The 24,636-nt window shown below is 53.5% G+C and carries 23 protein-coding genes; 10 read left to right on the top strand and 13 right to left on the bottom strand.

Features of this window, described 5'->3' with window-relative positions; translation table 11 throughout:
- Nucleotides 1-84: 84 nt before the first annotated feature.
- A complete protein-coding gene (locus TH30_RS14045) occupies nucleotides 85-870 on the top strand; it encodes an enoyl-CoA hydratase/isomerase family protein (protein WP_114098735.1) in 786 nt (261 codons plus the stop codon).
- Between the two features lie 8 nt (nucleotides 871-878).
- Here the strand turns inward: TH30_RS14045 and TH30_RS14040 are convergent, their stop codons facing one another.
- From TH30_RS14040 to TH30_RS14010, 7 genes are all read right to left on the bottom strand, one after another.
- Complete coding sequence (locus TH30_RS14040) at nucleotides 879-1,388, bottom strand: DinB family protein (protein ID WP_114098734.1); 510 nt, start codon at nucleotides 1,386-1,388, stop codon at nucleotides 879-881.
- A 26-nt stretch (nucleotides 1,389-1,414) separates the two neighbouring features.
- Nucleotides 1,415-2,668 (bottom strand): multidrug effflux MFS transporter, encoded by a 1,254-nt coding sequence (locus tag TH30_RS14035; RefSeq protein ID WP_181850292.1) that lies wholly within the window; start codon nucleotides 2,666-2,668, stop codon nucleotides 1,415-1,417.
- 360 nt (nucleotides 2,669-3,028) lie between these two features.
- Entirely contained in the window at nucleotides 3,029-4,438 is a 1,410-nt protein-coding gene (locus TH30_RS14030) for a TRAP transporter large permease (protein ID WP_114098732.1), read from the bottom strand.
- A 21-nt stretch (nucleotides 4,439-4,459) separates the two neighbouring features.
- A complete protein-coding gene (locus TH30_RS14025; RefSeq protein ID WP_258548731.1) occupies nucleotides 4,460-5,038 on the bottom strand; it encodes a TRAP transporter small permease in 579 nt (192 codons plus the stop codon).
- 42 nt (nucleotides 5,039-5,080) lie between these two features.
- Nucleotides 5,081-6,070 (bottom strand): TRAP transporter substrate-binding protein, encoded by a 990-nt coding sequence (locus TH30_RS14020; protein WP_114098731.1) that lies wholly within the window; start codon nucleotides 6,068-6,070, stop codon nucleotides 5,081-5,083.
- 282 nt (nucleotides 6,071-6,352) lie between these two features.
- On the bottom strand, nucleotides 6,353-7,729 hold the full coding sequence (locus tag TH30_RS14015) for a sigma-54-dependent transcriptional regulator (protein WP_114098730.1): 1,377 nt from the start codon (nucleotides 7,727-7,729) through the stop codon (nucleotides 6,353-6,355).
- A 47-nt stretch (nucleotides 7,730-7,776) separates the two neighbouring features.
- The gene (locus tag TH30_RS14010) at nucleotides 7,777-9,792 is read right to left on the bottom strand and encodes a sensor histidine kinase (protein ID WP_114098729.1); all 2,016 of its coding nucleotides are present in this window, start codon (nucleotides 9,790-9,792) and stop codon (nucleotides 7,777-7,779) included.
- A gap of 238 nt (nucleotides 9,793-10,030) precedes the next feature.
- Between TH30_RS14010 and TH30_RS14005 the strand changes: the two genes are divergently transcribed.
- Both TH30_RS14005 and TH30_RS14000 read left to right on the top strand, forming a co-directional pair.
- Nucleotides 10,031-11,038, top strand: a complete 1,008-nt coding sequence (locus TH30_RS14005) for a mitochondrial fission ELM1 family protein (protein ID WP_114098728.1) — start codon at nucleotides 10,031-10,033, stop codon at nucleotides 11,036-11,038.
- 65 nt (nucleotides 11,039-11,103) lie between these two features.
- Nucleotides 11,104-12,054 carry an EamA family transporter gene (locus TH30_RS14000; protein ID WP_114098727.1) on the top strand — a complete coding sequence of 317 codons (951 nt, stop codon included), beginning with the start codon at nucleotides 11,104-11,106 and terminating at the stop codon, nucleotides 12,052-12,054.
- Between the two features lie 15 nt (nucleotides 12,055-12,069).
- On the opposite strand, the gene TH30_RS13995 is transcribed toward TH30_RS14000, so the two are convergent.
- The gene (locus TH30_RS13995; RefSeq protein ID WP_258548738.1) at nucleotides 12,070-12,951 is read right to left on the bottom strand and encodes a LysR family transcriptional regulator; all 882 of its coding nucleotides are present in this window, start codon (nucleotides 12,949-12,951) and stop codon (nucleotides 12,070-12,072) included.
- Nucleotides 12,952-13,119: 168 nt separating this feature from the next.
- Between TH30_RS13995 and TH30_RS13990 the strand changes: the two genes are divergently transcribed.
- On the top strand, nucleotides 13,120-14,304 hold the full coding sequence (locus tag TH30_RS13990; protein WP_114098725.1) for an MFS transporter: 1,185 nt from the start codon (nucleotides 13,120-13,122) through the stop codon (nucleotides 14,302-14,304).
- Between the two features lie 91 nt (nucleotides 14,305-14,395).
- Entirely contained in the window at nucleotides 14,396-15,220 is an 825-nt protein-coding gene (locus TH30_RS13985) for an aldo/keto reductase (protein ID WP_114098724.1), read from the top strand.
- Between the two features lie 68 nt (nucleotides 15,221-15,288).
- Here the strand turns inward: TH30_RS13985 and hemN are convergent, their stop codons facing one another.
- The 3 genes from hemN to TH30_RS13970 all read right to left on the bottom strand — a co-directional run bounded on the left by hemN (nucleotide 15,289) and on the right by TH30_RS13970 (nucleotide 18,061).
- Nucleotides 15,289-16,644: an oxygen-independent coproporphyrinogen III oxidase gene (gene hemN / locus TH30_RS13980; protein WP_114098723.1), complete on the bottom strand. Its 1,356-nt coding sequence runs from the start codon at nucleotides 16,642-16,644 to the stop codon at nucleotides 15,289-15,291.
- Nucleotides 16,645-16,736: 92 nt separating this feature from the next.
- On the bottom strand, nucleotides 16,737-17,165 hold the full coding sequence (locus TH30_RS13975; protein WP_114098722.1) for an HIT domain-containing protein: 429 nt from the start codon (nucleotides 17,163-17,165) through the stop codon (nucleotides 16,737-16,739).
- 206 nt (nucleotides 17,166-17,371) lie between these two features.
- Nucleotides 17,372-18,061 carry an FMN-dependent NADH-azoreductase gene (locus TH30_RS13970; protein ID WP_114098721.1) on the bottom strand — a complete coding sequence of 230 codons (690 nt, stop codon included), beginning with the start codon at nucleotides 18,059-18,061 and terminating at the stop codon, nucleotides 17,372-17,374.
- Nucleotides 18,062-18,183: 122 nt separating this feature from the next.
- On the opposite strand from TH30_RS13970, the gene gcvA reads away from it, so the two are divergent.
- The 3 genes from gcvA to TH30_RS22130 are packed head-to-tail and all read left to right on the top strand — an operon-like array spanning nucleotide 18,184 to nucleotide 20,198.
- Nucleotides 18,184-19,098 (top strand): transcriptional regulator GcvA, encoded by a 915-nt coding sequence (gcvA, locus tag TH30_RS13965; RefSeq protein WP_114098720.1) that lies wholly within the window; start codon nucleotides 18,184-18,186, stop codon nucleotides 19,096-19,098.
- Nucleotides 19,099-19,157: 59 nt separating this feature from the next.
- Entirely contained in the window at nucleotides 19,158-19,943 is a 786-nt protein-coding gene (otnI, locus tag TH30_RS13960) for a 2-oxo-tetronate isomerase (protein WP_114098719.1), read from the top strand.
- Between the two features lie 15 nt (nucleotides 19,944-19,958).
- Entirely contained in the window at nucleotides 19,959-20,198 is a 240-nt protein-coding gene (locus TH30_RS22130; protein WP_114098718.1) for a hypothetical protein, read from the top strand.
- 16 nt (nucleotides 20,199-20,214) lie between these two features.
- On the opposite strand, the gene TH30_RS13950 is transcribed toward TH30_RS22130, so the two are convergent.
- Complete coding sequence (locus TH30_RS13950; protein ID WP_114098717.1) at nucleotides 20,215-21,477, bottom strand: glycerate kinase type-2 family protein; 1,263 nt, start codon at nucleotides 21,475-21,477, stop codon at nucleotides 20,215-20,217.
- A 54-nt stretch (nucleotides 21,478-21,531) separates the two neighbouring features.
- On the bottom strand, nucleotides 21,532-22,281 hold the full coding sequence (locus TH30_RS13945; protein WP_114098716.1) for a FadR/GntR family transcriptional regulator: 750 nt from the start codon (nucleotides 22,279-22,281) through the stop codon (nucleotides 21,532-21,534).
- Nucleotides 22,282-22,566: 285 nt separating this feature from the next.
- On the opposite strand from TH30_RS13945, the gene TH30_RS13940 reads away from it, so the two are divergent.
- Both TH30_RS13940 and TH30_RS13935 read left to right on the top strand, forming a co-directional pair.
- Entirely contained in the window at nucleotides 22,567-23,367 is an 801-nt protein-coding gene (locus TH30_RS13940) for an N-formylglutamate amidohydrolase (protein ID WP_114098715.1), read from the top strand.
- 1 nt (nucleotide 23,368) lies between these two features.
- Nucleotides 23,369-24,538 (top strand): carboxylate-amine ligase, encoded by a 1,170-nt coding sequence (locus tag TH30_RS13935; protein ID WP_114098714.1) that lies wholly within the window; start codon nucleotides 23,369-23,371, stop codon nucleotides 24,536-24,538.
- Nucleotides 24,539-24,636: the final 98 nt, after the last annotated feature.

The following is a 24,636-nucleotide window of genomic DNA, read 5'->3' as shown; positions in this document are numbered from 1 at the left end:
TTGGCAAGACCGCTGTTTCGGTTTATTCGGTATAGTTATGCCGAATTAAGCTGTGTCCACACAGCAAGCCCCAAAGGAAATGTCATGACCGACCAGACCGGATTGAATGTCGCCATTGCAGATGGCATTGCGACTGTCACCATTTGTCAGCCCGACCGCAAAAACGCCCTGACAAAGCCGATGTGGGGCACGCTTGCCAATATCGCACAGGAACTTTCCGGTGATCTGGATTTGCGCTGTGTCGTTATTCGCGGTGGTGAGGGGGCCGGTTTCGGTGCTGGTGCAGATATTCATGAGTTCGTGCGTGAACGGGCCGGATTTGAAAAGGCCCGTGATTACGGGCTTTTGCATGCAGAAGCCCTGCAAGCGATCCAGAACTGCACCCATCCGGTGATTGCGGCCATTGATGGGCCTTGCATGGGGGCGTCTTTCGTTCTGGCATCGGCCTGTGATCTGCGCATTGCGGCAGATAATGCAAAATTTGCAGTTCCGCCAATGAAGCTTGGTGCGACGCTGGGTTATCCGGAGCTTGAGATCATGCTTGATCTTCTGGGCGAGGCAACCTTGTTTGAAATCCTGCTTGAAGGGCAGGTCTTTGATGCCGAGCGCGCGCGTGAGATCGGCTTTGTTGCCCGTCATGTGCCGATTGCCGACTTTGATGCCGAGATCGACAAAACGGCGCACCGCATTGCCGGTGGCGCACCAATTACCCAGCGCCTGCACAAGAAAATGATCAACCGTCTCCGTCAGGGCGGTGCGATTGACGCGCGCGAATTTGACGAAGGCTATCGCGCCTTTGACAGTGCGGATTTCAAGGAAGGCTACACTGCCTTCCTTGAAAAGCGCAAAGCGGTCTTTATCGGGAAATAATCCCGACCTTACAGCGGCAAATCGGGGGTAAGCGGTACATCCGTGATGCCGTAATCAAGACCCACCTTGTGCAATTCACTGGTGATTTGCGATCTGTGATGGGTCTGATGGTTGAAAAGCTGCATCAGGAATAACTGGCGGGGAAGCTTTCTTGTGACCCCGTCCAGCCCCATCAATTCACGGTAATCATCTTGCCATGCATGATCGGTTGCATCGACAAAGGCACTGATTTCCTTGTCCATCGCAATACGTTGTTCCCTGAGATCTTCAAAGTCATCTGCAACGATGGTGCGCGCATCATAGGTTCCGGCCTGACCGGTTTTCAGAATACCCAAAATGCGCAGATCAATATAAAGAAGATGGTTCAGCGTGTTGTGGATTGAGCCAAAAAACATGTTCCTGTCACGGCGGCGTTCTTCATCGCCAATTTGCGCACAAAGATCAAACAGCACGCCATTCTGCCAGCTGTTGTAGGTCGCCATGCAACGACCGTAATCATTGAAATTCATCTTTGCCATGATCGGTGGTTCTCCTGTTCAATCTTTTATTCTGCGGCATCTGTCGCGGATGTTTCTCGTAAATTTGCGGTGACGTCGGTCGGTTTTGCTTCTGCGACGAAATGAACCATCACATTGGCAAATAACCCGAAGACCAGCATCGAAAGCGTGACAGGCAAAAGCGTGCCATCATGAAAATGGCCAATGATCATGCCGGCAAGTGCCCCGGTTGCGAACTGGATGGTTCCCATCAATGCGGTCGCGGTTCCGCCGATATGGGGGAAATATTGCATGAAAGATGCCGTTGCATTTGGCGCGGTCAGCCCGATCATTCCGACCGAAATCATGACCAGAGGCACAACACTATACAGGCTTGGCTCAAACACATTGATCGCCAGAAACAGTCCGATCACAGCCGCAAACTGAATGCCTGTTCCATATTTAAGAATCTGATGAAGCTCCATCCGGCGCAGTAACGGATTGTTCAGGCGGTTGCACAGCACGATGACCACAACATTGGCCCCGAACAGATAGGGGAACTGTGCCGGGGTAAAACCGAAAAAGTCGATATACATGAACGGGCTGTCGGTCAGAAAGCTGAACATGACGGCACTCGCACCCGTATGGGTCAGCATGAAGCCAACGGCCTTGCGCGTGCGCAGGACCTCAAGATAGGTCCACCAGACACGCCGGGTTGGTCCGGCATAATGCGGACGGTATTTGGTGGTTTCGGGCATCCTGAACCAGACGACACACAGCATCAGGCTGCCATAGATGATCAGAAGAACAAAGATCGCCTGCCAGTCAAACCAGACCAGAAGTGCTGATCCCACTGTTGGTGCCACCAGTGGCGCGATCATCATGATCACGGCAATCAGCGCAAACATCTTTGCCGCTTCCTTGCCTTCATAAAGATCACGAACGGACGCGCCGACAACAACCAGTGCAAAGCCGCCACCAATTGCCTGAATAAAGCGCATGACATTTAGTGCCGCAGCACTTTCAACGCCCGTGATAAGCGCGCTGGTGATGATATAGATAACCAGCCCGGTCAACGCGACCGGACGCCGCCCGATACGATCAGATAACGGGCCGCCAATCAGTTGCCCAAGGGCAAATCCGATCAGAAATGTACTGATCGAAATTTCAACCGCGTGGGTTGCAGTACCAAAGTCGGTGGCCATCGCCGGGATCGCTGGCAGGTAGGTGTCGATTGCAAAGGGGGCCGTTGCAATCAGGGCTGCAAGCAGCAAAGCCAGACGTTTGGGATCGGGCCTTGTATCGGGCGTGCTTTGTGCCATTTGGTCTGCTTTCCGTTTCATGCAGTGGCAAGTGGGGCTAAATTCTTCAGCGTTCCGGGCATGCTGACAATTATTTGCCAAGTCGGGGCGTAAATCCGCGCACGATATCGAACGCGGTTTTAACGGGATAAGGCAAACGGGGTGGCGTCAATTCTGCGTCCGCGCTTGTGCGACACATGCCACACCTTCAGGGACAGAAACCTGAAACAATTGAAGAAATCCCATTATCCACAAGATCGCTGTTTTTTCCAAGTGCCTCAATCCGATCCGCTGGAATGGCTGCTATGCGGCCAAATGAAAAGGGCGGTGTCACGTCGAACACCGCCCTTTTCAGGTTTCTTTCCGGAAAATCAGAGCCGTCTAGTGGGTCATGATCCGTTCCGGTCCCATCAGGGTTGTCGGAAGCCATGTTGAGATGGCCGGGACATAGGTGATGAGCACAAGGAAGCCCAGAAGGATCATCAACCAGGGCAGGGCTGCCTTGACGACCTTGAGAAGCGGCATCCCCGTGATTCCCGAAGTCACAAACAGGTTGAGCCCCACCGGCGGTGTGATCATGCCGATCTCCATATTGACCACCATGATGATGCCAAGATGGATCGGATCAATGCCCAGCTGCATGGCAATCGGGAACAAGATCGGTGCCATGATCAGAAGGATCGCGCTTGGCTCCATGAAGTTTCCGGCGATCAACAGAACGATATTGACCACAATCAGGAAGCCCCATGCCGGAAGTCCCCAGCCAATGATGGTTTCGGCAATGGTATGCGGAATGCGTTCGGATGTCAGAACATGTGCAAACAGCATCGCATTGGCGATGATGAACATCAACATGATGGTGACTTTGCCCGCATCCAGCAGAACGTGACGCACTTCCTTGTCAAATGGTAGCAATGCCAAAGCCTTGCCCATCTTCGGAATATTATGGGCAATCAGGCTGCCAAAGCCGGTATTGCCGTTTTCCGGAACCCATGAAAGGTTCTTGATCGGGCCCATGTCACGGTAAAACAGCACAGCAACAAACATGGCATAGAAGGCTGCTACTGCGGCGGCCTCGGTCGGGGTAAAGACACCGCCATAAATGCCACCCATGATCAGGAGAACCAGCAACAGGCCACCGGATGCTGAAAACAGTGCTCCGCCCCATTCTCCGATGCTTGGACGTGGCTGGCTTGGCAGTTTCTTGATGCGCGCAACGATATAGATGGCAATCATCAAAAGCAGGCCAACCATGATACCCGGGATGACCCCGCCAAGGAACATGCGGCCAACCGAAACCTCGGTCGCGGCTGCATAAACCACCATGACGATGGATGGCGGGATCAGAATGCCAAGCGTCCCGGCATTACAGATCACACCGGCCGCAAAGCTTTGCGGGTAACCCGCGCGGACCATACCGGCAATCACGATGGAGCCGATGGCGACGACCGTGGCCGGGCTTGATCCGGATACGGCCGCAAACAGCATGCAAGCCAGAACCGATGCCATGGCAAGACCGCCGGGGAACCAGCCCACAGTGTCAATGGCAAAGCGGATCAGACGGCGGGCAACACCACCGGTCGAAAGAAATGCCGAGGCCAGAATAAAATACGGGATGGCAAGAAGGGTGTAATGTTCCATCCCGCCAAACAGCTTTTCGGCCAGCGTGGCAAGGCTGTCATCACCAAACATCAGAATGGTCGCAAGCGAAGATACGCCAAGCGAAATGGCGATCGGTGCGCCCATGGCCATCAAGCCGAACAGCAGGATAAACAGAAATGCAATTGTCATGAAAAATGTCCCCCGCGCGGCTTACGCATTTGGCTTTGATGCGTCGGCGGACTTGTCGCCGTTTGCAGCTGAATTGCCAGCATGATTAAGCTGATCAATCGCTTCGCGTGCTTCGTCTGCCAGATTAAAGCCAACCTGTTTGCCGGTGATGATGCGCCAGCCAACCTGTGCCAGACGGAATGCCAGCAAAGCTGCACCAACGGGCATGATCAGATAAACGAACCACAGCATCAGCGGGCTGTCTTCCGCTTCCATTTCAAGCATGTGGTTGAAGCTGACCAGTTCCCAGCCACCAATGATCAACCAGCTCGAATACAGGATGCCTGTTGCGACAACGATCAGGCCAATCACGCGCTGTACCCGATCCGGGAACAGACGGACAAGTGCGTCCACACCAATGTGGGAACCGACCTTGACCCCATAGGACATGCCAAACAGGATCAGCCAGGCAAACAGGAATTCGGTGATTTCCAAGGCCCAGGTGAGACCGGAGTTGAAAACGTAACGCATGACGACGTTTACAAAGGTAAGCGATGTCATGGCGGCAAGCAGGAGGGCAATAATGCCCTCCTCCAGCCGGGTAACGACCGTCGAGATCATCGTAAACGGCCCTTTTCCGATAAAGTGGGGAAAAAGCTAGGATCAGTTACACGCAGCAGCGGCGTCGATGATGTCCTGACCGATATCGCCAGAGAACTCATCCCAAACCGGCTTCATTGCTGTCTGCCATTTGGCAAAGTCATCTGCTGAAACGGAAAGGATTTCGGTTTCGCCGGAATCGATCACTGCCTGACGCTGTTCAGCGGTCAGATTGGCCGACAGGCCGTTTGCGTAATCGGATGCTTCGTTCATTGCCTGGGTCAGGCCCGCGCGGATTTCCGGATCCAGACCGTCCCACCACTTGGTCGAGGTGACGACCATATAGTCGAGAAGACCATGGTTGGATTCAGTGATGTAATCCTGAACTTCGAAGAATTTCTTCGAATAGATGTTCGACCAGGTGTTTTCCTGACCATCAACAACGCCGGTCTGAAGGGCAGAGTAGGTCTCGGAGAATGCCATTTTCTGCGGAACTGCATCGATTGCTTCGAATTGTGCAGCAATCACGTCAGATGACTGGATACGGAATTTCAGGCCTGCGGCATCTTCGGGTGCGCGCAGCGGCTTGTTGGCCGAAAGCTGTTTCAGGCCGTTATGCCAGTAGCCAACACCGGTCAGGCCCTTGCCCGACATGGAGTTCAGGAGCTCCTGACCTTTTTCGCCATTCTGGAAGCAGGAAACGGCATCCATGTCCTTGAACAGGAACGGAAGATCATAGACCTGCAGTTTTTTGGTCCATTTGCCGAATTTCGCCAGCGACGGTGCACCGAACTGTACGTCACCACGCAGGATGGCCGGCAGAACCTTGTCGTCATCAAAAAGCTGGGAGTTCGGATAGATTTCGATTTTTACTTTGTCACCCAGAATTTCTTCTGCACGCTTTTTGAAAAATTCCGCACCCTGACCTTTCGGGGTGTTCGGCGCAACAACGTGCGCAAACTTGATAACTTCCTGTGCGGAGGCTGCATTGACACCCATGAGTGCTGCGGCGGCAACGCCTGCTGCGAGGATATGTTTGGTGATAGGACGCATTCGATTGTCTCCCTTTGACTGGCTTATGCGTTTTCCCGTTAGCGCGCCTTTTGTGGCGTCGTTTTGAAACGCCTTTTGGCGCTGTGCCGTAATCAGCAAGGGACGGGCCAGTTTGGGGGTGTTAAAAATTATTATTTTAAATCAGCTTGTTAAGCTGAATCTGATGCTATTGCGGTGCGGTATATTTTGTTGATTTGTGAGTTATCTCGCACATGATTACTTGCTGTTTGTGTGGATATCCACACAAGTTGGATGTGGCATCGTCTCAAGCAAAAAGCCCGCCTAGCTGGCGGGCTCTTCATTGCTGTTGCTGCGGGTTTTTCTGAATTCGGAGGGGGTGATGTCGTATTTGGTCAGCTTGTCATAGAATGTCTTGCGCGGGACGCCCAACGCGCTGACGGTTGTGGTCACGTTACCGCGATGCTCGCGAAGGGCCTCGGTGATCAGGCTTTTTTCAAAGGCCTCGACCTGCTGGGGCAGCGTCAATCCGCTTTGTGGTGCCGCGTCATTGTCGCTTGCCAAAGGATCAAGACCAAGAACACGACGTTCGGCAGCGTTGCGTAATTCGCGGACATTTCCCGGCCAGTCATAGGCCGTGAATTGCGCCATTTCAGCAGGTGTTACCAGTTTTACCGAGCGGTCGAACCGTTTGGCCGCATCCCGGGTGAAATGTTCGAACAGAAGCGGGATGTCATCCTTGCGGTCGCGCAGCGGCGGGATGTGAAGCTGCACGACATTAAGCCGGTAATACAGATCTTCGCGAAATTCCCCGCGTGATGATGCTGCTCGAAGATCGGTTTTGGTGGCGGCAACCACGCGCAGATCAATCGGTTGCACCCGGTTTGACCCAAGCCGTTCAAGGGCGCGTTCCTGCAAGACACGCAACAGCTTGATTTGCAGGGAAAGCGGCATGCTTTCGATCTCATCAAGGAATATCGTACCCTTGTCGGCAAACTCGAACTTACCGATGCGTTTGTGATCGGCACCGGTGAATGCACCGGCCTCATGACCAAACAGTTCGGATTCAATCAGGTTTTCCGGCATGCCGCCGCAATTGACCGCAACGAACGGGCCGCTACGCCCCGACATTTCATGCAAATTGCGCGCAATGACTTCCTTGCCTGATCCGGTTTCACCATTGATCAGGACATGGGCATTGGTGCTGGCAATATTGGCAATCAGGGTGCGCAACTTTTCCATTGCCGGATTGCGGCCGATGAAGTCAGACGCATTTCTCGTATGTTTGGCGAGCTCGATGCGCAGTGTTCTGTTTTCAAGGATCAGGCTGCGATGTGCCATTGCTCGCCTGGTCGCATCCACGAACATGTCCGGGGCATAGGGTTTTTCGATAAAATCGAATGCCCCGTTTTGCATGGCCTTTACCGCGGTTGCGACGTCGCCATGCCCGGTAACCATAATCACCGGCATGTCGGGGTCGATTTTTTTGACCTCGGTCAGGAATTCCAGCCCGTCCATTTTCGGCATGCGAATGTCAGAGACGACCACACCGGGCCATCCTTTGCGCAGGCGGGCAAGGGCGGATGTGGCATCGGCAAAAAGTTCGACCGGGATGTCGGCGAGCTCAAGTGTTTGTTGTGCGGCTTCACGCACATCAGCGTCGTCATCAACAAACAGAACACATTCGGCGGTGGCGGGCACTGGCGTATCCTTTGATCCTGATACCGGATCAGAAAGCCGGTTTGTGGTCAGGCCTGATCCCCATGCACATCAAGAGCAGATGCGATTTGATTCTGGTTTTTATCAGGCCCTGCATTTCCCGTCGAGACACTGTTTTCCCCGCTCTCCTCGCCAACACCATCATGGCGAAGCTCAATGATAAAGGATGATCCGCCAGTTGGGCGGTTTTCCGCACGGATGGTGCCGCCAAAGCTTCGAATGATGCCATAACAGATTGAAAGACCCAGTCCCAAACCGTCGCCAAAGGGTTTGGTGGTAAAGAACGGGTCGAAAAGTTTCGGCAGGTTTTCGGGCAGGATGCCATGCCCGTTATCCTTGACTTTAACAAGGACACGGTCTTCACGCTCGATAATAGAAATTTCGATTTTGGCGTTTTCGATACTGTTGCAGGCATCTGCGGCATTGCTGATCAGATTGGTAAAGACCTGTGTCAGCTGGTTGGCCTCTGCGATGACGGGGCGAATATTTTCATCGTGGGTCATAACAATCTCGGCCATGCCGGCACGACCGGTTTCATGAACAAGATCAATCGCCGTTTGCATCTGTTTGGGGACGTCAACCGGGTGATTGTCCTGTTCGGGACGGCGCGAAAATGTCTTGAGGTTGTTCGTGATCCGCCCCATTCGGTCGGTCAGTTCCGAGATGCGTTGCAGATTGCGGCTTGCCGTTTCTTCATTGCCGCGCGCAATGAATTTAAGGGCGTTTTCGGCATAGCTTCGAATGGCGGTTAGCGGCTGGTTGATTTCGTGGGCAATGCCCGCTGACATCTGACCAAGGGCTGCGAGTTTGCTGGTCTGGACCAGTTCTGCCTGTGCTGATCGCAAGGCATCTTCGGTACGGGACCGTTCATTGATTTCCTGGGCAAGACGCAGATTGGTGCTCATCAGATCGGCGGTACGAAGGCGAACCTGACGTTCGAGCTCGCGCTGTGACCAGTCACGAATTTCAAGTTGTTCAAGCATCGCGCGTCGGCGCTGCAAGATGATAAACACCAGGCCGGTGAAAATGATATGCGCTGCACCGCCCATCAAACCGGCACTGATGATCGAACGATCCAGTGATGATTTGTCGGTCAGCAAATACATCCGCCACCCTTGTGTTGGCAGGGTGCTGCCCGTCACAAGATAGGTGGTTTTGGCCAGTTCGGGTTTGGCTTTTTCGGTGCGGAGCTGACCGGTTTCGGGCGCGGAGGAGATGTTTTGATCGCCCGCATTGCGCGGTGTTCCGCCAAGTGTAAGGGTCCCAAGGTCATTGCCTTTTGGCCAGTCACCGGAAATCAATGGCATCGGATCAAGTGAATGGTCACCATATTTGCGTGAAGCAATGATCCGCGGTCGCTCCTTTGTCGGCAATCCGTCAAGATCGCGGAACCGCCATTCAGGATGAGACGCAATAATGACGATACCGTTTTCGTCGGTGACAAGAACGCTTTCACTGCCCCTTGCCCAGCGTTGCACAAGGGCCTCAAGATGGGTTTTGACCACCATAGCCCCCTGAAAGGTCGTGCCGTCCGGGCGGACCGGGTGGGAGATATAGTAACCCGGAACATTCGATGTGATACCAAACGCAAAATAATGACCGGTCATGCCCATGCGGGCTTGCTGGAAATAGGGGCGGAATGAAAAGTTGCGCCCGATAAAGGATGCCTGGCTGTTCCAGTTGCTTGCGGCAATAGTCGCACCACTCTCATCCATGAAATAGATATCAGATGCGCCACTGTCTGCCGTAAGCCGTTCAAGATAGACATTAACCGCCGCTGCGGTCGCCGGATCGGCCCCGAGTGCGAGATCAATGATGCGTTTGTCCGAGGCCAGCGTGATCGGAAGATATTCATGTTCCTTGATCGCGCCCTGCAGGTTGGAGCGATAAAGTTCAAGCTTGTTCCGGCCATCCTCGCTGATGTCGACAAGTTTGGTTTCGCGCCAGAATTCGGTCACCATCCATACAATGACCGGCAGCAAGGCAAGCAGGATGCACAGGACAGTTCTTGAAGTTCTTTTGACCGATACCGATGAGCCGAGCATTCTGCCTGCGCCTGAGTAATAAGTTTCCCATCCTAAAGAATAGGTAGGGGCGAATGATTAAATTACAAAAATGTTTCATTGCCCAGCGCCAATTTCATGACTTTGCGTGGATGCTTGATAAACCCATAATCTGACTGTACCTATCAGATCAGCATCCATCGACCCGGACAGGCAAAAACGATAATCTGTTTTGTGCCATCGTCGAAAAACAATAATCAAATCAGGAAAGTTTCCCTGAATGACCGAGCAAGACACGCATCTGATATGGGTTCTGGCCGATGATCGGGCCGGAAATGTCAATCAGGCAATCGGTGTCGCCGAGGCATTGGCGCAACCCTTCAAGCGTATCGATATCGGTTATACCAAATGGGCGCGTCTGCCAAACTTCATCCGTGGATCAAGTTTGATCGGTGTTGATATGTCTTCGCGCACCAGATTGACCGCGCCTTGGCCAGACCTTGTGATTTCTGCCGGTCGCAGGACTGCGCCGATCGCCAGATGGATCAAAAAGCAAAGCCGGGGTCACAGCCGCATCTGCCAGATCATGCGTCCGGATGGTGGCGAAGGTGCGTTTGATCTGATTGCGGTTCCTGCGCATGACCAGATCACGATCCGCGAAAATATTGTCGAAATTCCTGGTGCCCCGCATCGGGTCACCGAGACGCGTCTTTTGATCGAGGCCGATCAATGGCGCCCTGTTTTCAAGGGGCTGCCGTCACCGCGTTTTGCCGTCATTGTCGGGGGCAATACCAAGAAGACAACATTTACAAGTGTGATGGCCGACGAGCTGATCTCAAAGGCAATCGAGGCCGCCCAGGCTGTCGATGGCAGCCTGATGGTCACGACAAGCCGACGCACGGGATCTGAGAATGAAGCCCTGATCGCAAGGCGTCTGGAAGCATCGGGGCTTGCCTATCACTATCACGACTGGACATCGCAGAACGAAAATCCCTATTTCGGATATCTCGCACTTGCCGATGTGGTGATTGTAACCGGTGATTCCGTTTCGATGTGTTGTGAAGCAGCGGCCGCGTCCGGCGGGGTTTATATCTATGCGCCCGATGGATTGTCCTCGGAACGTCACCGACGGTTTCAACAGTCGCTGTATGAAGGTGGCTATGCCCGGCCGATGCAAACCGGGACCGAGCTTGTGCCGTTTCATCATCCATCTTTGCAGCCCGCACGTCTGGTTGCACAGAGATGCCTTGAACTGCTAAGTGCTGCGGAACTTCAGGACTCCATATAACGCCTTGATTGTTCAAGGGGTATAAGGTCTATTCGGTGCGCCCCAACCAGTCAGGATTAAACTGAATGTCCGCCGCCCGTCACGATCCGTCCCCGGTAAACCCGAATGCTGCCCCCGCACTGTTTCCCCGCCAGATTGCAGTGATGACTTTGGCGCTTGTCGCCTGCAGCTTTGCGGGCAACCATGTCGCCGCACGGCTTGCATTCGAAAATGGTACCGGGTTGCTGCTGGCGGTTTTGTGCCGATCAGGTGTAGCGTTGCTGATCCTGATTTCGATCGTCACCATGCAGCGTCATTCCATTCGCCTTCCCAGGCGATTGGGGCGGTGGCAATTACTACTTGGCCTGATGATCACGATCCAGAGCCTGTGCCTCTATTCTGCGGTCGCGCGCGTACCTGTGGCGCTGGCCTTGCTGACGGCCAATACGTTTCCAATCATTCTGGCCCTTTTGACATGGGGGTTGGGTGGTGCGCGCCCGACACTGAAATCAGCTGCTCTGATGCTGTTCATTCTCTCGGGACTTGTCCTGGCGCTTGATCTGCCGGGGATCCTGGGGGGCGGTATTGCTGTAACTGATGAATGGTGGCTTGGCATTGTCTTTGCCCTGATGGCCGCAACCGCCCTGTCGGTGGCGTTCTGGGTGACCGATCACAAGCTTGCTGCTTTGAATGGTTCTGTTCGATCCATGTTTACGATGGTTGTGGTCTTTATCGCCATGATCATGGCCGGGATCGGTGATGTACTGCCCGGTGGCATGGCGACACCGCAAGCCTTGCCGGGCTGGATCGGACTTGCCGTTCTGGTCACGCTTTATGGCAGTGCGTTTTCCGTTCTGTTCATCACCGTGCCGCGACTGGATATGGCGCGCAATGCGCCGGTGATGAATGTCGAGCCGATTGCGACCCTGCTGTTTGGCTGGGTGGTGCTGGACCAGATGATCAGCCCGATCCAGATGGTTGGCGGCCTGATTGTTGTCAGTGGCATTGTCATTCTGACTTTGCGCAAGTCTGCATAGTCCGGGGCCTTGATTTCAGGCTTCTTTGACGCAGTTTGCGACAAAGTCGATAAAGGCGCGAACACGGGTGGCAAGATGATCGTGACCCGCCCAGACAGCATGCACCGTTTCCACGTCATCCGCAGTCCAGTCTTTAAGAATTTCGATCAGCTCACCACGGTCGATTGCATCCTGAACATGAAAATTGCCAATCCGGGCTATGCCGATACCTGCCAGACACATAGACTTGACCAGCGGGCCGTTGTTTCCCAGAAAATCACCATTGATGGTTTGTTCAAAGCGTCGATTGGTTTGTGGATCGGTAAATGGCCAGAAATTCCGACCCTTGATGAAACTGAAGCGCAGGCATTTATGATGGGCGAGGTCGGCCGGTGTTTGCGGGATGCCATGGTCTGCCAAATAGTCCGGGGATGCGACGATTTTGCGCTTCGTTTCAAGAAGCTTGCGCGCCATCAGGTTGGAGTCCGGTAACAAGCCTGAACGAATGGCGATATCAGCACGTTCTTCCAGTAAATCAACAATGCCATCGGTCTGGGTCAGTTCAAGCTCGATGTCGGGATATTGACGCAGAAAACGCGGCAGGTTGGGCACAATGAAAACCTGTGCAAAGGCGACAGATGCATTAACGCTAAGCTTGCCACGTGGTGCAACCTGACCGCCGCCGCCGATCAATCGGTCGGTTTCATCAATCTGATCAAGAATGGTCCGGGCACGGCGCAAATACATTTCGCCTTCAGGTGTCAGTTGCAGCTGGCGGGTGGATCGGACAAGCAATCTTGTGCCAAGGCGGTCCTCAATGCGCGTGACCAGTTTGCTGACGGCGGACGGAGACATGTGCAAATCCCGTGCTGCCTGGGAAAAGCTACCATGCTCGATGACTCTGACAAAGGTCTCCATTTCACCTGCGCGATTGTCCAATTGTGCCTCATCTTTGAATTGAATTCATATATGGTTGTCGCGCAATCCAGATTATCGCGCAAGGTTTTGCTTGGCATAGTCACACCAAATTCCGGGAAATCCCGATGAAACACAATTATCCGCATCATCTGCGGAAGGAGAATTTGGATGCCACTTGCCTTGTTTGCGTTGACCATCGCAGCCTATGCGATCGGGACAACAGAATTTGTGATCGTCGGCCTGTTGCCGACGGTTGCAACGGATCTTGCCGTGACCTTGCCGATGGCGGGCCTGATCGTCAGTGTCTATGCTCTTGGTGTTACTTTTGGTGCACCGATCCTGACCGCGCTTACCGGTGGGATGAACCGCAAATCCCTGATGTTGGGATTGATGGGGTTGTTCATTATCGGGAATGCGATTGCAGCACTAAGTCCGAGTTACGAGCTGCTGTTGGTCGCAAGGGTGATTTCCGCCTTCGCACATGGTGTGTTTTTCTCAGTCGGGGCGACGATTGCAGCGGACCTTGTTCCGGAAGATCGTCGGGCATCGGCCATTGCCATGATGTTCATGGGGCTGACGGTTGCAATTGTTACCGGTGTTCCGTTGGGAACATTCATTGGTCAGATGTTCGGCTGGCGCGCGACATTCTGGGGAGTTGCCCTTCTGGGGGTTGTTTCCTTTGCCGGGATTGCGGCATTGCTGCCTGCGAATCTCAAGCGTGGCGAAGCGGCAGGGCTTGGCGATCAGCTCCGTGTTCTGGGCAGTGGGCGTTTGTTGATTGTCTATGGCATGACGGCACTCGGCTATGGCGGGACATTCGTTGCCTTTACCTATTTGTCAGCGATCTTGCAGGAAATCACCGGCTTTACCGAATCATCGGTCAGTCTGATCCTGATCTTTTACGGTGTCGCGATTGCCATTGGTAATCTTGCGGGTGGGAAGCTTGCCAACCGCAATCCCATCCGTGCCCTGACTGGATTGTTTATCTTGCAGGCGGCAGTCCTTGTTCTGTTCAGCTTTGCTGTCATTTCGCCGATTGCGACGATTGCGACCTTGGGGGCGCTTGGGTTCCTGCAATTTGCTAATGTGCCGGGACTGCAGCTTTATGTCGTGAAACTGGCCAAACAACATCGCCCTAATGGTGTGGATGTCGCTTCTGCACTCAATATCGCGGCGTTCAATCTTGGCATTGCTCTTGGCGCCTGGATTGGTGGGCAGATTGTCGCATCAAGTCTGGGATTGGTCGCGACGCCCTGGATTGGTGCCATTCTGGTTGTTGTTGCACTTGGTTTGACTGTGTTGAGTGGATCGCTTGATCGACGTCACGAGATCAGTCTTCAGCCTGCCCGGTGAACGCATTCCCGCCTACGAAATATTCCACAGTTTGAAACGCAAACATCAAATGGATGTTTGCCATCAAAACGCAACAAAACGAGGATTGAAAATGTTTGATGTAACCGCAAATGGCGCGCGCATTCCTGCGCTTGGATTTGGGACGTTTCGCATCGCCGAAGATGATGTGAAACGCATCGTCCCGCAGGCTCTGAAAACCGGATTTCGTCATATCGATACCGCGCAGATTTATGAGAATGAGGCCGCAGTGGGCGAAGCCATCGAAATGTCAGGTATCCCGCGCAAAGACATATTCCTGACCACCAAGGTCTGGGTCAGCAATTACCGTCATGATGATTTCATTGCGTCTGTTGATGAAAGTCTTGGCAAGTTGCGTACAGACTATGTTGATCTTTTGCTTTTGCACTGGCCGAACAATGATGTGCCGCTGGCAGAACAGATCGGCGCACTTAATGCCGTTCACAAGGCCGGGAAGGTCCGCCATATCGGGGTGAGCAACTTCAGTACCGCTCTGATGGCCGAGACGGTATCGCTTTCAGATGCTCCGATTGTAACCAATCAGGTCGAATATCATCCGTTCCTTGATCAATCCGTTGTGATGGATGCGGCAAACAGGTTCGGGATGTCTCTGACCAGTTACTTTGCCATGGCCGATGGTAAGGTATTCGAAAATGACACCCTGAAAGAATTAGCCGCCGATCACGGAAAATCGGTTGCGCAGATAGTTCTCCGCTGGTTGATCCAGCAAAACAATGTGGTTGCCCTGTCCAAAACTGTTAACGAGCACCGGTTGAAGGAAAACTTCGATATCTTTGACTTTGAACTGTCGAGCGCGCAAATGACGGTCATTCACGATCTTGCTGATGCAAATGGCCGCATCGTCAGTCCTGATGGGCTGGCGCCGCAGTGGGACTGATCTTTTCTACTCCGTTCGATCAATGAAAAAGGGGCCAATTGGCCCCTTTTGTTGGATTATTCAAAGGATCAAACTGCCTGGGAGTGTCGACCATGTGCGGGATCAAGGTAAGTGTCAAACGCTGCACAGACAGCACGCACCAAAGGACGTCCCGTTTCGGTCAGGGATATGTTATTGCCGTTAACTTCGGCGATGTTATCGGCGCTCATGGCGCTGATGCGTTCAAGTTCGGGCGCAAACCGGTCCGCCGATGTGCCAAACTGTGCGCAGACGACATCAAGATCAACGGTCAGGTTGCACATCAATTCATTGATGATCTCGCGGCGCAGCTTGTCGCTGGCTGAAAGGGCGACGCCTTTTTCGATGGCGCATTTGCCGTCTTCGACATTGCGTTGCCAGCGCGCAAGGGCCGGATCATTTTGCGCATATCCTTGCGGCAGGGATGAAATCGCCGAAGGGCCAAAGCCGATAAGCGCTTCTGCGCGATCGGTGGTGTAACCCTGAAAGTTGCGGTGAAGTTTCCCGTTTTTCAGGGCAATCGCCATGCTGTCGGCTTCATGGGCAAAGTGATCAAGCCCGATGGCAACATATCCGTGCATGGCAAGGCGGTTCTGGATTTCCTCATACTGGGCCCAGCGTTCCTGCGTGTTTGGCAGGGCTTCTGTCGGGATCAGTTGCTGATGTTTTTTCATCCAGGGAACATGGGCATAGCCAAATACAGACAAGCGATCAGGGCGCAATGAGACGGTTTGATCAACCGTTTCGCGCAATGTTTCAAGAGTCTGAAACGGCAAGCCGTACATCAGATCGACATTGATACCGGTAATGCCGCGATCGCGCAGATTGGTAATCACATCGCTGACCAGTTCCATGCTCTGGATGCGGTTGACGGCCCGTTGCACAGTTTCATTAAAGTCCTGAATACCGATGCTTGCGCGGTTGAAGCCGAACTCGATCATGGCATCCATGAAATCGATTTTGGCTGTCCGCGGGTCCATCTCAACAGCAATTTCGGCATCGTCAAGAATATCAAGCCGGGCCCGAATGGTTGTCATGATTGCACGCAAATCATCGGCTTTCATGATGGTTGGGCTGCCACCGCCAAAATGGATATGTGAAACGCTGAATTTCTTGCCTTCGGGAAGCTTGCTCAGCGTGCTTTGGATTTCGCCAACCAGTGCTTCGACATACCCGGCGACCGGCTTGTAGTGTTTTGTGATCTTGGTGTTGCAGCCGCAAAACCAGCACATTTCCTGACAATAGGGGACATGCAGATAAAGGGAAAGCGGCTGGTCGGGATCAAGGTCACCAAGCCATCCTTCAAATACGTCACCATTTACGCCAGCATGGAAATGGGGGGCGGTCGGATAGCTCGTATAACGTGGCAGTCGCAGATCGTATTTTTCGTAAAGTGCAAGCTGCATGACGGATATCCCGGTTAATTCGTTCTATCCGTCTTTTGCATTATTCCAATCTGGGGTGCCTTGATGTGCGTCAAGCAGGGCTGCCTGAATATCTAAAGATGCTTGAAAGCGGAAATCAGATCGGCCCGCAGGGTAGCAAGACGATCACGACCGGCATCTTCTGCATATGGCTGAGCCGTTCCAACGCCCCAGATCGGGCCGGGCCATGCCGGATCGTTCTTGAAGCGGCCAACGACATGACAATGAAGCTGCGGAACCATATTGCCCAGCATGGCAACATTGGTTTTGTAGGCTTCAAAACGGCGCTTGATCACTTTCGAAACTGCCGCGACCTCGTTGCCAAGGGTGATGCGATCCTCGGTGCTCAGATCATCATAATCAACAAGATCGGGACGTTTGGGCACAAGGATCAGCCAGGGATAACGCGCATCATTCATCAGCAGCACATGCGACAACGGACCATCGGTCACAAGGGTCGTGTCAGCGGCAAGTTGGGGATGAAGGGCAAAGGCGTTGTTCATGCTTGGGGCCTCTATCATGATCACAATAGACCGTTGTTATAGCGACAAGGTGCGGGCTTGTCTTGGGTTGCGTGTGCATTCGAAGATCACAAGCAAAGGTCTGGACGATATCATGAGAAAACCGAATTTATCAGCATGTCCGGTCGGTGGCATCTGATCAGGGACACGACCGGGCCGGGACAGAATCCTTGCCCGGTCGTATGATTTCATGCAGCGTTTCTTGTGCTGTGTTTCCTGATCAGCTTGTTTGCAATTTCGATTGTTTCTGCCTCTGCCATGGCAATTGATCGTTCGGTGCGATCATCGCCGAATTCATCATATTCAATTGCTGCCCCATAGCTGTCCGTAATGCCGAGATATTCAAGCGGCGCAAAAAGGCTGCCTTCGACAAAGTTCAAATGTGCGACCCGTCCGCCGGGGTCATAGCCGTAGTCCCCGCGAGAAGACAAAACGACAACTGATTTGTCATCGGTTATCATCGGCCAATAGGGAACACCATCGCGCGAGCGGTCAAAGCCGAATGTTTTCCCGACGCGGACAATGTTGTCGACCCATGCCTTCATCTGGGCGGGCATGCCGAAATTATACATCGGGACACCGGTGACAATGACATCAGCCGACAAAAGTTCATCAACCAGAAGATCACTTTCACGAAGGACGTCATGCATCCAGTCTTCGCGATCATCGGGTTTGGTAAATGCAGCATGGACCCAGTCACCGGTGACGGGTGCTGGCGGATTGGTACCGACATCACGATAGATAATCTCATCATCCGGGCGAAGGGCGCGCCAGTGTTCGATGAATTTGGCCGACAGGCGGCGGCTGTGGGATCCGTGAGGTTTCTGATCGGAACGACCGGGACGGGCGCTGCTGTCGATGTGAAGAATTCTGGTCATTTTGGGGCTCCATCTGATGATTCTAATTCATCTTTGATTGGGTGATGACCAAGACTTGTCTTGTTTTTCAGGTTGGTGCAAAATCGAATTCTTCACGTATCAGATGAGTTAAATTCATCCATATGTCTTTGCCGCCCCTTGCTGCCTTGCGTGCGTTCGAAGCCGCCGCCCGCCATCAAAGCTTTAAAAAAGCAGCTGCCGAAATTGCCGTGACACCAACGGCAATCAGTCATCAGGTGCGCCTTCTTGAGGAAACTCTTGGTGTGCGCCTGTTTGATCGCAAACCAAGACAGGTGGTGTTGACCCAGGCCGGACAGGAACTTTACCCGGTGCTTCGTGACGGGTTTGTGTCCTTTGCAAATGCAATTGATCGTGTTCGTCGCCGCAAGACATCGCGCGGTTTGACCGTCTCGGTTCTTCCGTCCTTTGCCGCCAAATGGCTGTTGCGCCGTTTGCCGGATTTTCAAAAACGTCATCCTGACATTCACCTGCATCTTCATACCTCGGCAGAGGTGGTTGACCTTGCAAGCGGGACGGTTGACGCAGCGATCCGGTATGGCCGTGGCCCGCATCACGGGCTTGTGGTTCAAACGATGTTTCGCGAAACTTTCGCACCGATTTGCAGTCCGGCGTTGGGTATTCAGGGCTTTGATGATCTGTCCAGGGCAACCTTGCTACATCTTGACTGGTTAAATCCTGATGACGTTACCCCGACCTGGGAACGCTGGGCTGAGGTCAACGGGGTGGAGGGGCTTGGAACATCGGGCGGGATCAGCTTTTCTGATGATACGCATGCCATTCAGGCCGCCATTGCCGGGCAGGGCGTGGTTCTTGCCAGTCCCGCCATGGCCCGCGAGGAGATCAATACCGGTCTGTTGACCATGCCCTTTGATCTGTATCTTGAAGGTCACAATTATCACTTCGTCCATACCGGGCGCGGCAATAACCGGGGGGAGGTCGAGATGTTCGGGGACTGGCTTTTGGCCGAAGTCAAAAAATCACAGCTGCATCTTGAGAATTCACTGATTGATGATTGACCTTGTGTGGCGCATGGGAAACCATACCGGATAATTTTCACTCACCCGTCAGGTGCGATATGCCACGCTTTGCCGCCAATCTTTCATTTCTGTTTGCCGATCTTCCATTCGAGAAACGGTTTGCTGCTGCGGCTGAGGCGGGGTTTGTCGGTGTCGAATATATCGGTGCCTATGACATGCCGCTCTCAACGGTCAAATCGCTTCTAAAGGATAACGGGCTGGAGCAGGTGCTGTTTAATCTTCCGGCTGGTAACTGGGAGGCCGGTGACCGGGGTCTTGCCTGTCGACCGGGGCGCGAGGACGAATTTCGGGATTCCGTGATCAAGGCGCTTGATTACGCGGCGGCAACCGACTGCAAGATGCTTCATTGTATGGCCGGTGTGATGGGACAGAACGAGAATTCCGGCGAGCTGGCCCGTCTTTATTGTGACAATCTGCTCTATGCTGCCGATCTTGCCGATCAGGCGGGAATAGATATCCTGATCGAGCCGATCAATCCGCTTGATATGCCGGGTTATCTTTTAAACTCGGTCGAGCAGGCGGCGGTTATCCTCGAACAGCTTGCCCATCCGCGGCTTAAGCTTCAGTTCGATATTTATCATGCGCAAATTGTTGGCGGGAATATTGCCGCCCGTCTGGACAAGCATCTTGACCAAATTGCCCATATTCAGGTGGCCGGGGCACCGGGGCGTCATGAACCCGACAGTGGCGAGCTGAACTATCCATTCCTGTTTTATATGCTTGATCGCATTGGCTATGACGGCTGGATCGGCTGCGAATACAAGCCGCACGGCAAAACCGAAGACGGGCTTGGCTGGGTTCGGCCATGGATGCCGAGCATTTGACTAGGGGAGTGCCAAATGTCGTTGTGGTTTACGATTAAATTTCTGGCCGGAATATTCGCTTTTTGTTTCGGTGTTGCATTTGTTTTTGGTGGATGGGGGCCAACAAGATTCATTTCAGAAATAGTACAATTCCCCGTTCAACTTTTTGAGATTTTAATCAGTGCAAAGCTGATAGTTGTTGGCTATTGGTTCCTGTCAGGCATTGTTATGATAGGTTATATTAGGGAACGCAAGAACCGTTCAGAACGAAGCTAATCGGTCGTCGCGCTTCTTATTCAATCAGTATCGCCCGGAAATCATTCACATTGGTCAGGGTCGGGCCGGTAATGATCAGATCATCGATCCGGGCAAAGGCGCTATAGGCATCATTATTGGCAAGATATTCACGAAGATCGATGCCAAGCTCCTGTGCCTTTTTCCAGCTAGTCCCATCCATGATCGCACCGGCATTGTCTTCGCTGCCATCAATGCCATCTGTGTCAATGGCAATGGCGCTGAACCCCGGCTGATCGCGCAGCTGGATCAGAAGTGACAGCAAAAACTCGCTGTTGCGGCCGCCACGGCCGCCTTTGCTTCGGACTGTCACGGTGGTTTCTCCACCAGAAAGCAGAACACAGGGTTTCGCGGCGGGTTGTCCGTGATTGGAAACCTGATGGGCGATACCGGCATGCATGATGGCGACTTCGCGAGATTCCCCTTCGATGGCATCGCCAAGGATCACCGGGTTCAGCCCCATGTCGCGGGCAACCGATGCGGCGGCCTCAAGACTGTCTTGCGGGCGCGACAGCATGATTGTCTCATGCCCGTCAAAGCACCGATCATCGGGTTTGACGGTTTCATCAGCAGCACTGCGTAGAAGCGCTTCGGCGGCTTCGGGAATGTCGATCTGATAGTGGCGAATGATATCAAGCGCGTCCTGACCCGTGGTCGGGTCTGCAACGGTCGGGCCCGATGCAATAATCGCCGGGTCATCACCGGGAACATCTGACACCAGATATGTCACCATGCGTGCCGGTGCCGCCACCTTGGCTAGACGTCCGCCCTTGATCGCCGAAAGGTGTTTACGCACACAATTCATTTCCGAAATTGTCGCGCCACTGCGCAGCAATGCCTTGTTGATGGATTGCTTGTCATCCAGTGTCAGTCCGGGGCCGGGCAGGGCAAGCAATGCCGATCCACCGCCCGAAATCATGCAGACAACCAAATCATCCGGGCCAGCGGATTTGACAATTTCGAGGATGCGTTTTGCGGCTTCTTCGCCTGCGGCATCCGGTACCGGATGGGATGCCTCGACGATTTCAATTTTCTCGCATGGAACAGCATGGCCATAACGGGTCACGACCAGCCCTTCGAGATCACCTTTCCATGCCTGTTCAAACGCGCGCGCCATGTTCGCTGATGCCTTGCCAGCACCGATGACAATGGTTTTCCCCTTTGGCGGTGATGGCATGTTGAGCGGGATCTGAACGCCCGGATCAGCTGCCTTCAGTGCGGCATCCATCAAAGCCAGAAGTTTCTCGCGCGAGGTCGTCATGTCGGTTTTCCCCTGAATGGATTTGTTTTGTTATCGGCCCTGTTGTTTTTGCGATCAGGTTGATTGCTTGTCCGAGGCCGTTTTAAAGAAATCAAGTACCGCCTGAAGGTGGTTGGACATTGCCTTTTCCGCGGCATCCGGGTCACGGGCTGCAATTGCTTCGATAATGTCGCGGTGGTGATCCTGTACCATGCGGTCGAAGGACGGGCCGCTCATGGAGTTAAACCGGATTTCAGTCAGTGCTGCTTGCAGCACATCGTGAAGCATCTTCATCACGTGATAATAAATGATCGATCCGGTGGCGCGGCCAATCATCATATGCAGGCGATGATCGTCATCTGCACGGTATTTGGCGGCACGCCGCGGGTCATGTGCCTGTCGGAAGGCCAGACGCAGCAATTTGATATCTTCATCACTGGCATTGATAGCAGCACGGCGGGCAGCCCATGTTTCAAGCGTACAGCGGATTTCCTGCAGATCGCGCAGATTGTTGATCGAATCGCGCACCAGATCGGTCATCGCCGTGTCCATGTCGATCCCGGTCGATGACAGGATTTCCGTACCACCACCCTGAACCGCACGGAGATAACCGCGCGTCTTGAGCTTTTGCAATGCTGCGCGAACCGAAACCCGGCTGACTTTCATGCTTTCGGCAAGCTGACGCTCGCCGGGCAGTCGGTCACCGGGCAGGAAAATGCCGTCCGAAATCTTTTCAAGAATCTGATCGGCGACCTGATCGGCAATCCTTTTGGGGCGTTTGCCTTCCTGATCGTCGTTTACGGCTGCTGGTTTGGCAGACGGCATGTTGGGTTTACTCCAATCGTTTTCTTCTATGCCAACGCGGTTGCTCAAGCGGTTGCAACGTGATCCTGAACGTAATGGTCATACCACTTTACGGGATGTTTGCTATGGACGCAAAGCGTCGATGCGCGAAGTGATGGCATAATGCAGGGCAATCTTGTCTCGGGATCGATAAATTGATAGTTCAACAGATGTCGGACGGATCACAGGCACCGCTTCTATCGGGACAGTGACCTGTCGACAGAACCCGCCACCACACAGCAAATACCGACTTTCAGGAGAATACGCGTGTCTCACCATGCAGGGACCTTGTTGGGTCAGGATGATCCGGCCCCGTTCGAAATTTTGAATGAAGCAGGCAAGGGGCATTCGCTTTTTGTCTGTGATCACGCATCGCGCGTTATTCCCAAAAGTCTCGGTACCCTCGGTCTGCCCGAAGAAGAACGCAAACGCCATATCGGCTGGGATATCGGCGCACGCAAGGTGACAGAGATTCTGGTTGACCGTTTTGATTGTCCGGCGGTTCTGGGGGGATATTCCCGTCTGGTGATCGATTGCAACCGTCAGCTTTGGGACCCGACCGGAATGCCTGAAATTGCCGACCAAACGGTAGTGCCGGGCAATAAGAATATCTCGCCGACGGAACATATGAAGCGTATTCGCGAGATTTTCCTGCCTTATCACGGTGCGATCGAAGAACGCATTGCCAATTTCCATGCGCATAAAATCGTCCCGGCCCTGATTGCAATCCACAGCTTTACACCCGTGTTCCAGGGCTTTGAACGCCCATGGGAAATTGGTGTTCTTTGGGATCAGGATGATCGTATTCCGGTGCCATTGCTTGCGAAATTGCGTGAACAGAACCCGGACCTGACCATTGGCGATAATGAACCCTATTCCGGGCAGCATATGGCCGACTACACTATTGATCATCATGGCGAAGCAGGGGGATTGCCCTGTGTGTCGATTGAAATTCGCCAGGATCTGATTGATACTGATGAAGGTTGCGAGAAATGGGCAAAGATCCTTGGCGATGCCTTTGTCGATATCCTTGCCGACCCGAACCTTTATAAAATCCGGAGAGACTGATTTGGTTGGGTCCAGTGCACAGGAACCGGGATTTTCCATCGGCATCGAAGAAGAATTCTGGCTTGTTGATCGCCACAGCCGCGATCTTGCCAAGGACCCGCCCGCCGATTTCCTGAAAGATGCGAAGGCAAAGCTTGGCGATCAGGTTTCAAGCGAATTCATGCGTTGCCAGATCGAGATCGGAAGCAAGGTTTGTAACAGCGCCGCCGAGGCCAGGCAGGAACTGACGCATATGCGCTCGACCTTGTGCGAGGTCGCTGGGAAGTATGATATGGCACTGCTTGCCGCATCTACCCATCCGTTCGCGCAGTGGGATAATCAGAAACATACCGATGGCGAACGCTACAACACGATTGCGCGGGATTTGCGCACTGTGGTTGATCGGCTGTTGATCTGCGGGATGCATGTCCATATCGGGATCGAGGATAATGATCTTCGGATCGAACTGATGGCACAGGCCAGCTACTTCCTGCCGCATTTGCTTGCATTGACGACAAGCTCGCCATTCTGGCGGGGCAGGGACACGGGACTTCAGACCTTCCGGCTTTCGGTGTTTGATAATCTGCCACGCACCGGTTTACCCGAAGTGTTTGGTTCATGGGCGGAATATCGCCGCCATGTCGATATGCTTATTCAGGCAGGGGTGATTGAAGACGGCACCAAGCTCTGGTGGGATCTGCGTCCGAGTGACCGTTGGCCAACGCTTGAAATGCGTATTGCTGATGTTTGTACGGATCTTGAAGATGCGATTTGTGTCGCATCCATTACGCGTTGCGTGATGCGGATGCTTTATCGGTTGCGGCGTAACAATCAGCGCTGGCGGATTTATTCCAACATGCTGGTGCGCGAAAACCGCTGGCGGGCCTGCCGCTATGGCAGTGATCCGGGTGACAAGGCAGGGCTTATTGATTTCGGTCGCGCAGAGATTGTCCCTTATGCCGATCTGGTCGAGGAAATCCTCGAGCTGATCCGGCCTGATGCAGAATTCTTTGGGTGTGTGGCCGAAGTCGAACATGCCCGCGAAATCATCCATCGTGGTACAAGTGCCCGGCGCCAGCGTGAGATTTACAATGCCGCAATCGAGCAGGGGGCAAGCCCGAACGACGCATTGCTTGCCGTGGCAGACCGTCTGATTGAACGAACAGTGCCTGGATCGGGAATTGCGTCCTAACGACACTTGTCAGCGGGCAATCCATTGAGTATCGTCGCGCCGCATTAAAAATTTCGCGCACCGGATATCCGCTGTGCAATCCATCATCGGAGAAGAAT

Source organism: Thalassospira profundimaris (assembly GCF_003326795.1).
Classification (GTDB): domain Bacteria; phylum Pseudomonadota; class Alphaproteobacteria; order Rhodospirillales; family Thalassospiraceae; genus Thalassospira; species Thalassospira profundimaris_C.
This window is presented reverse-complemented; position numbering and strand designations above follow the sequence as displayed.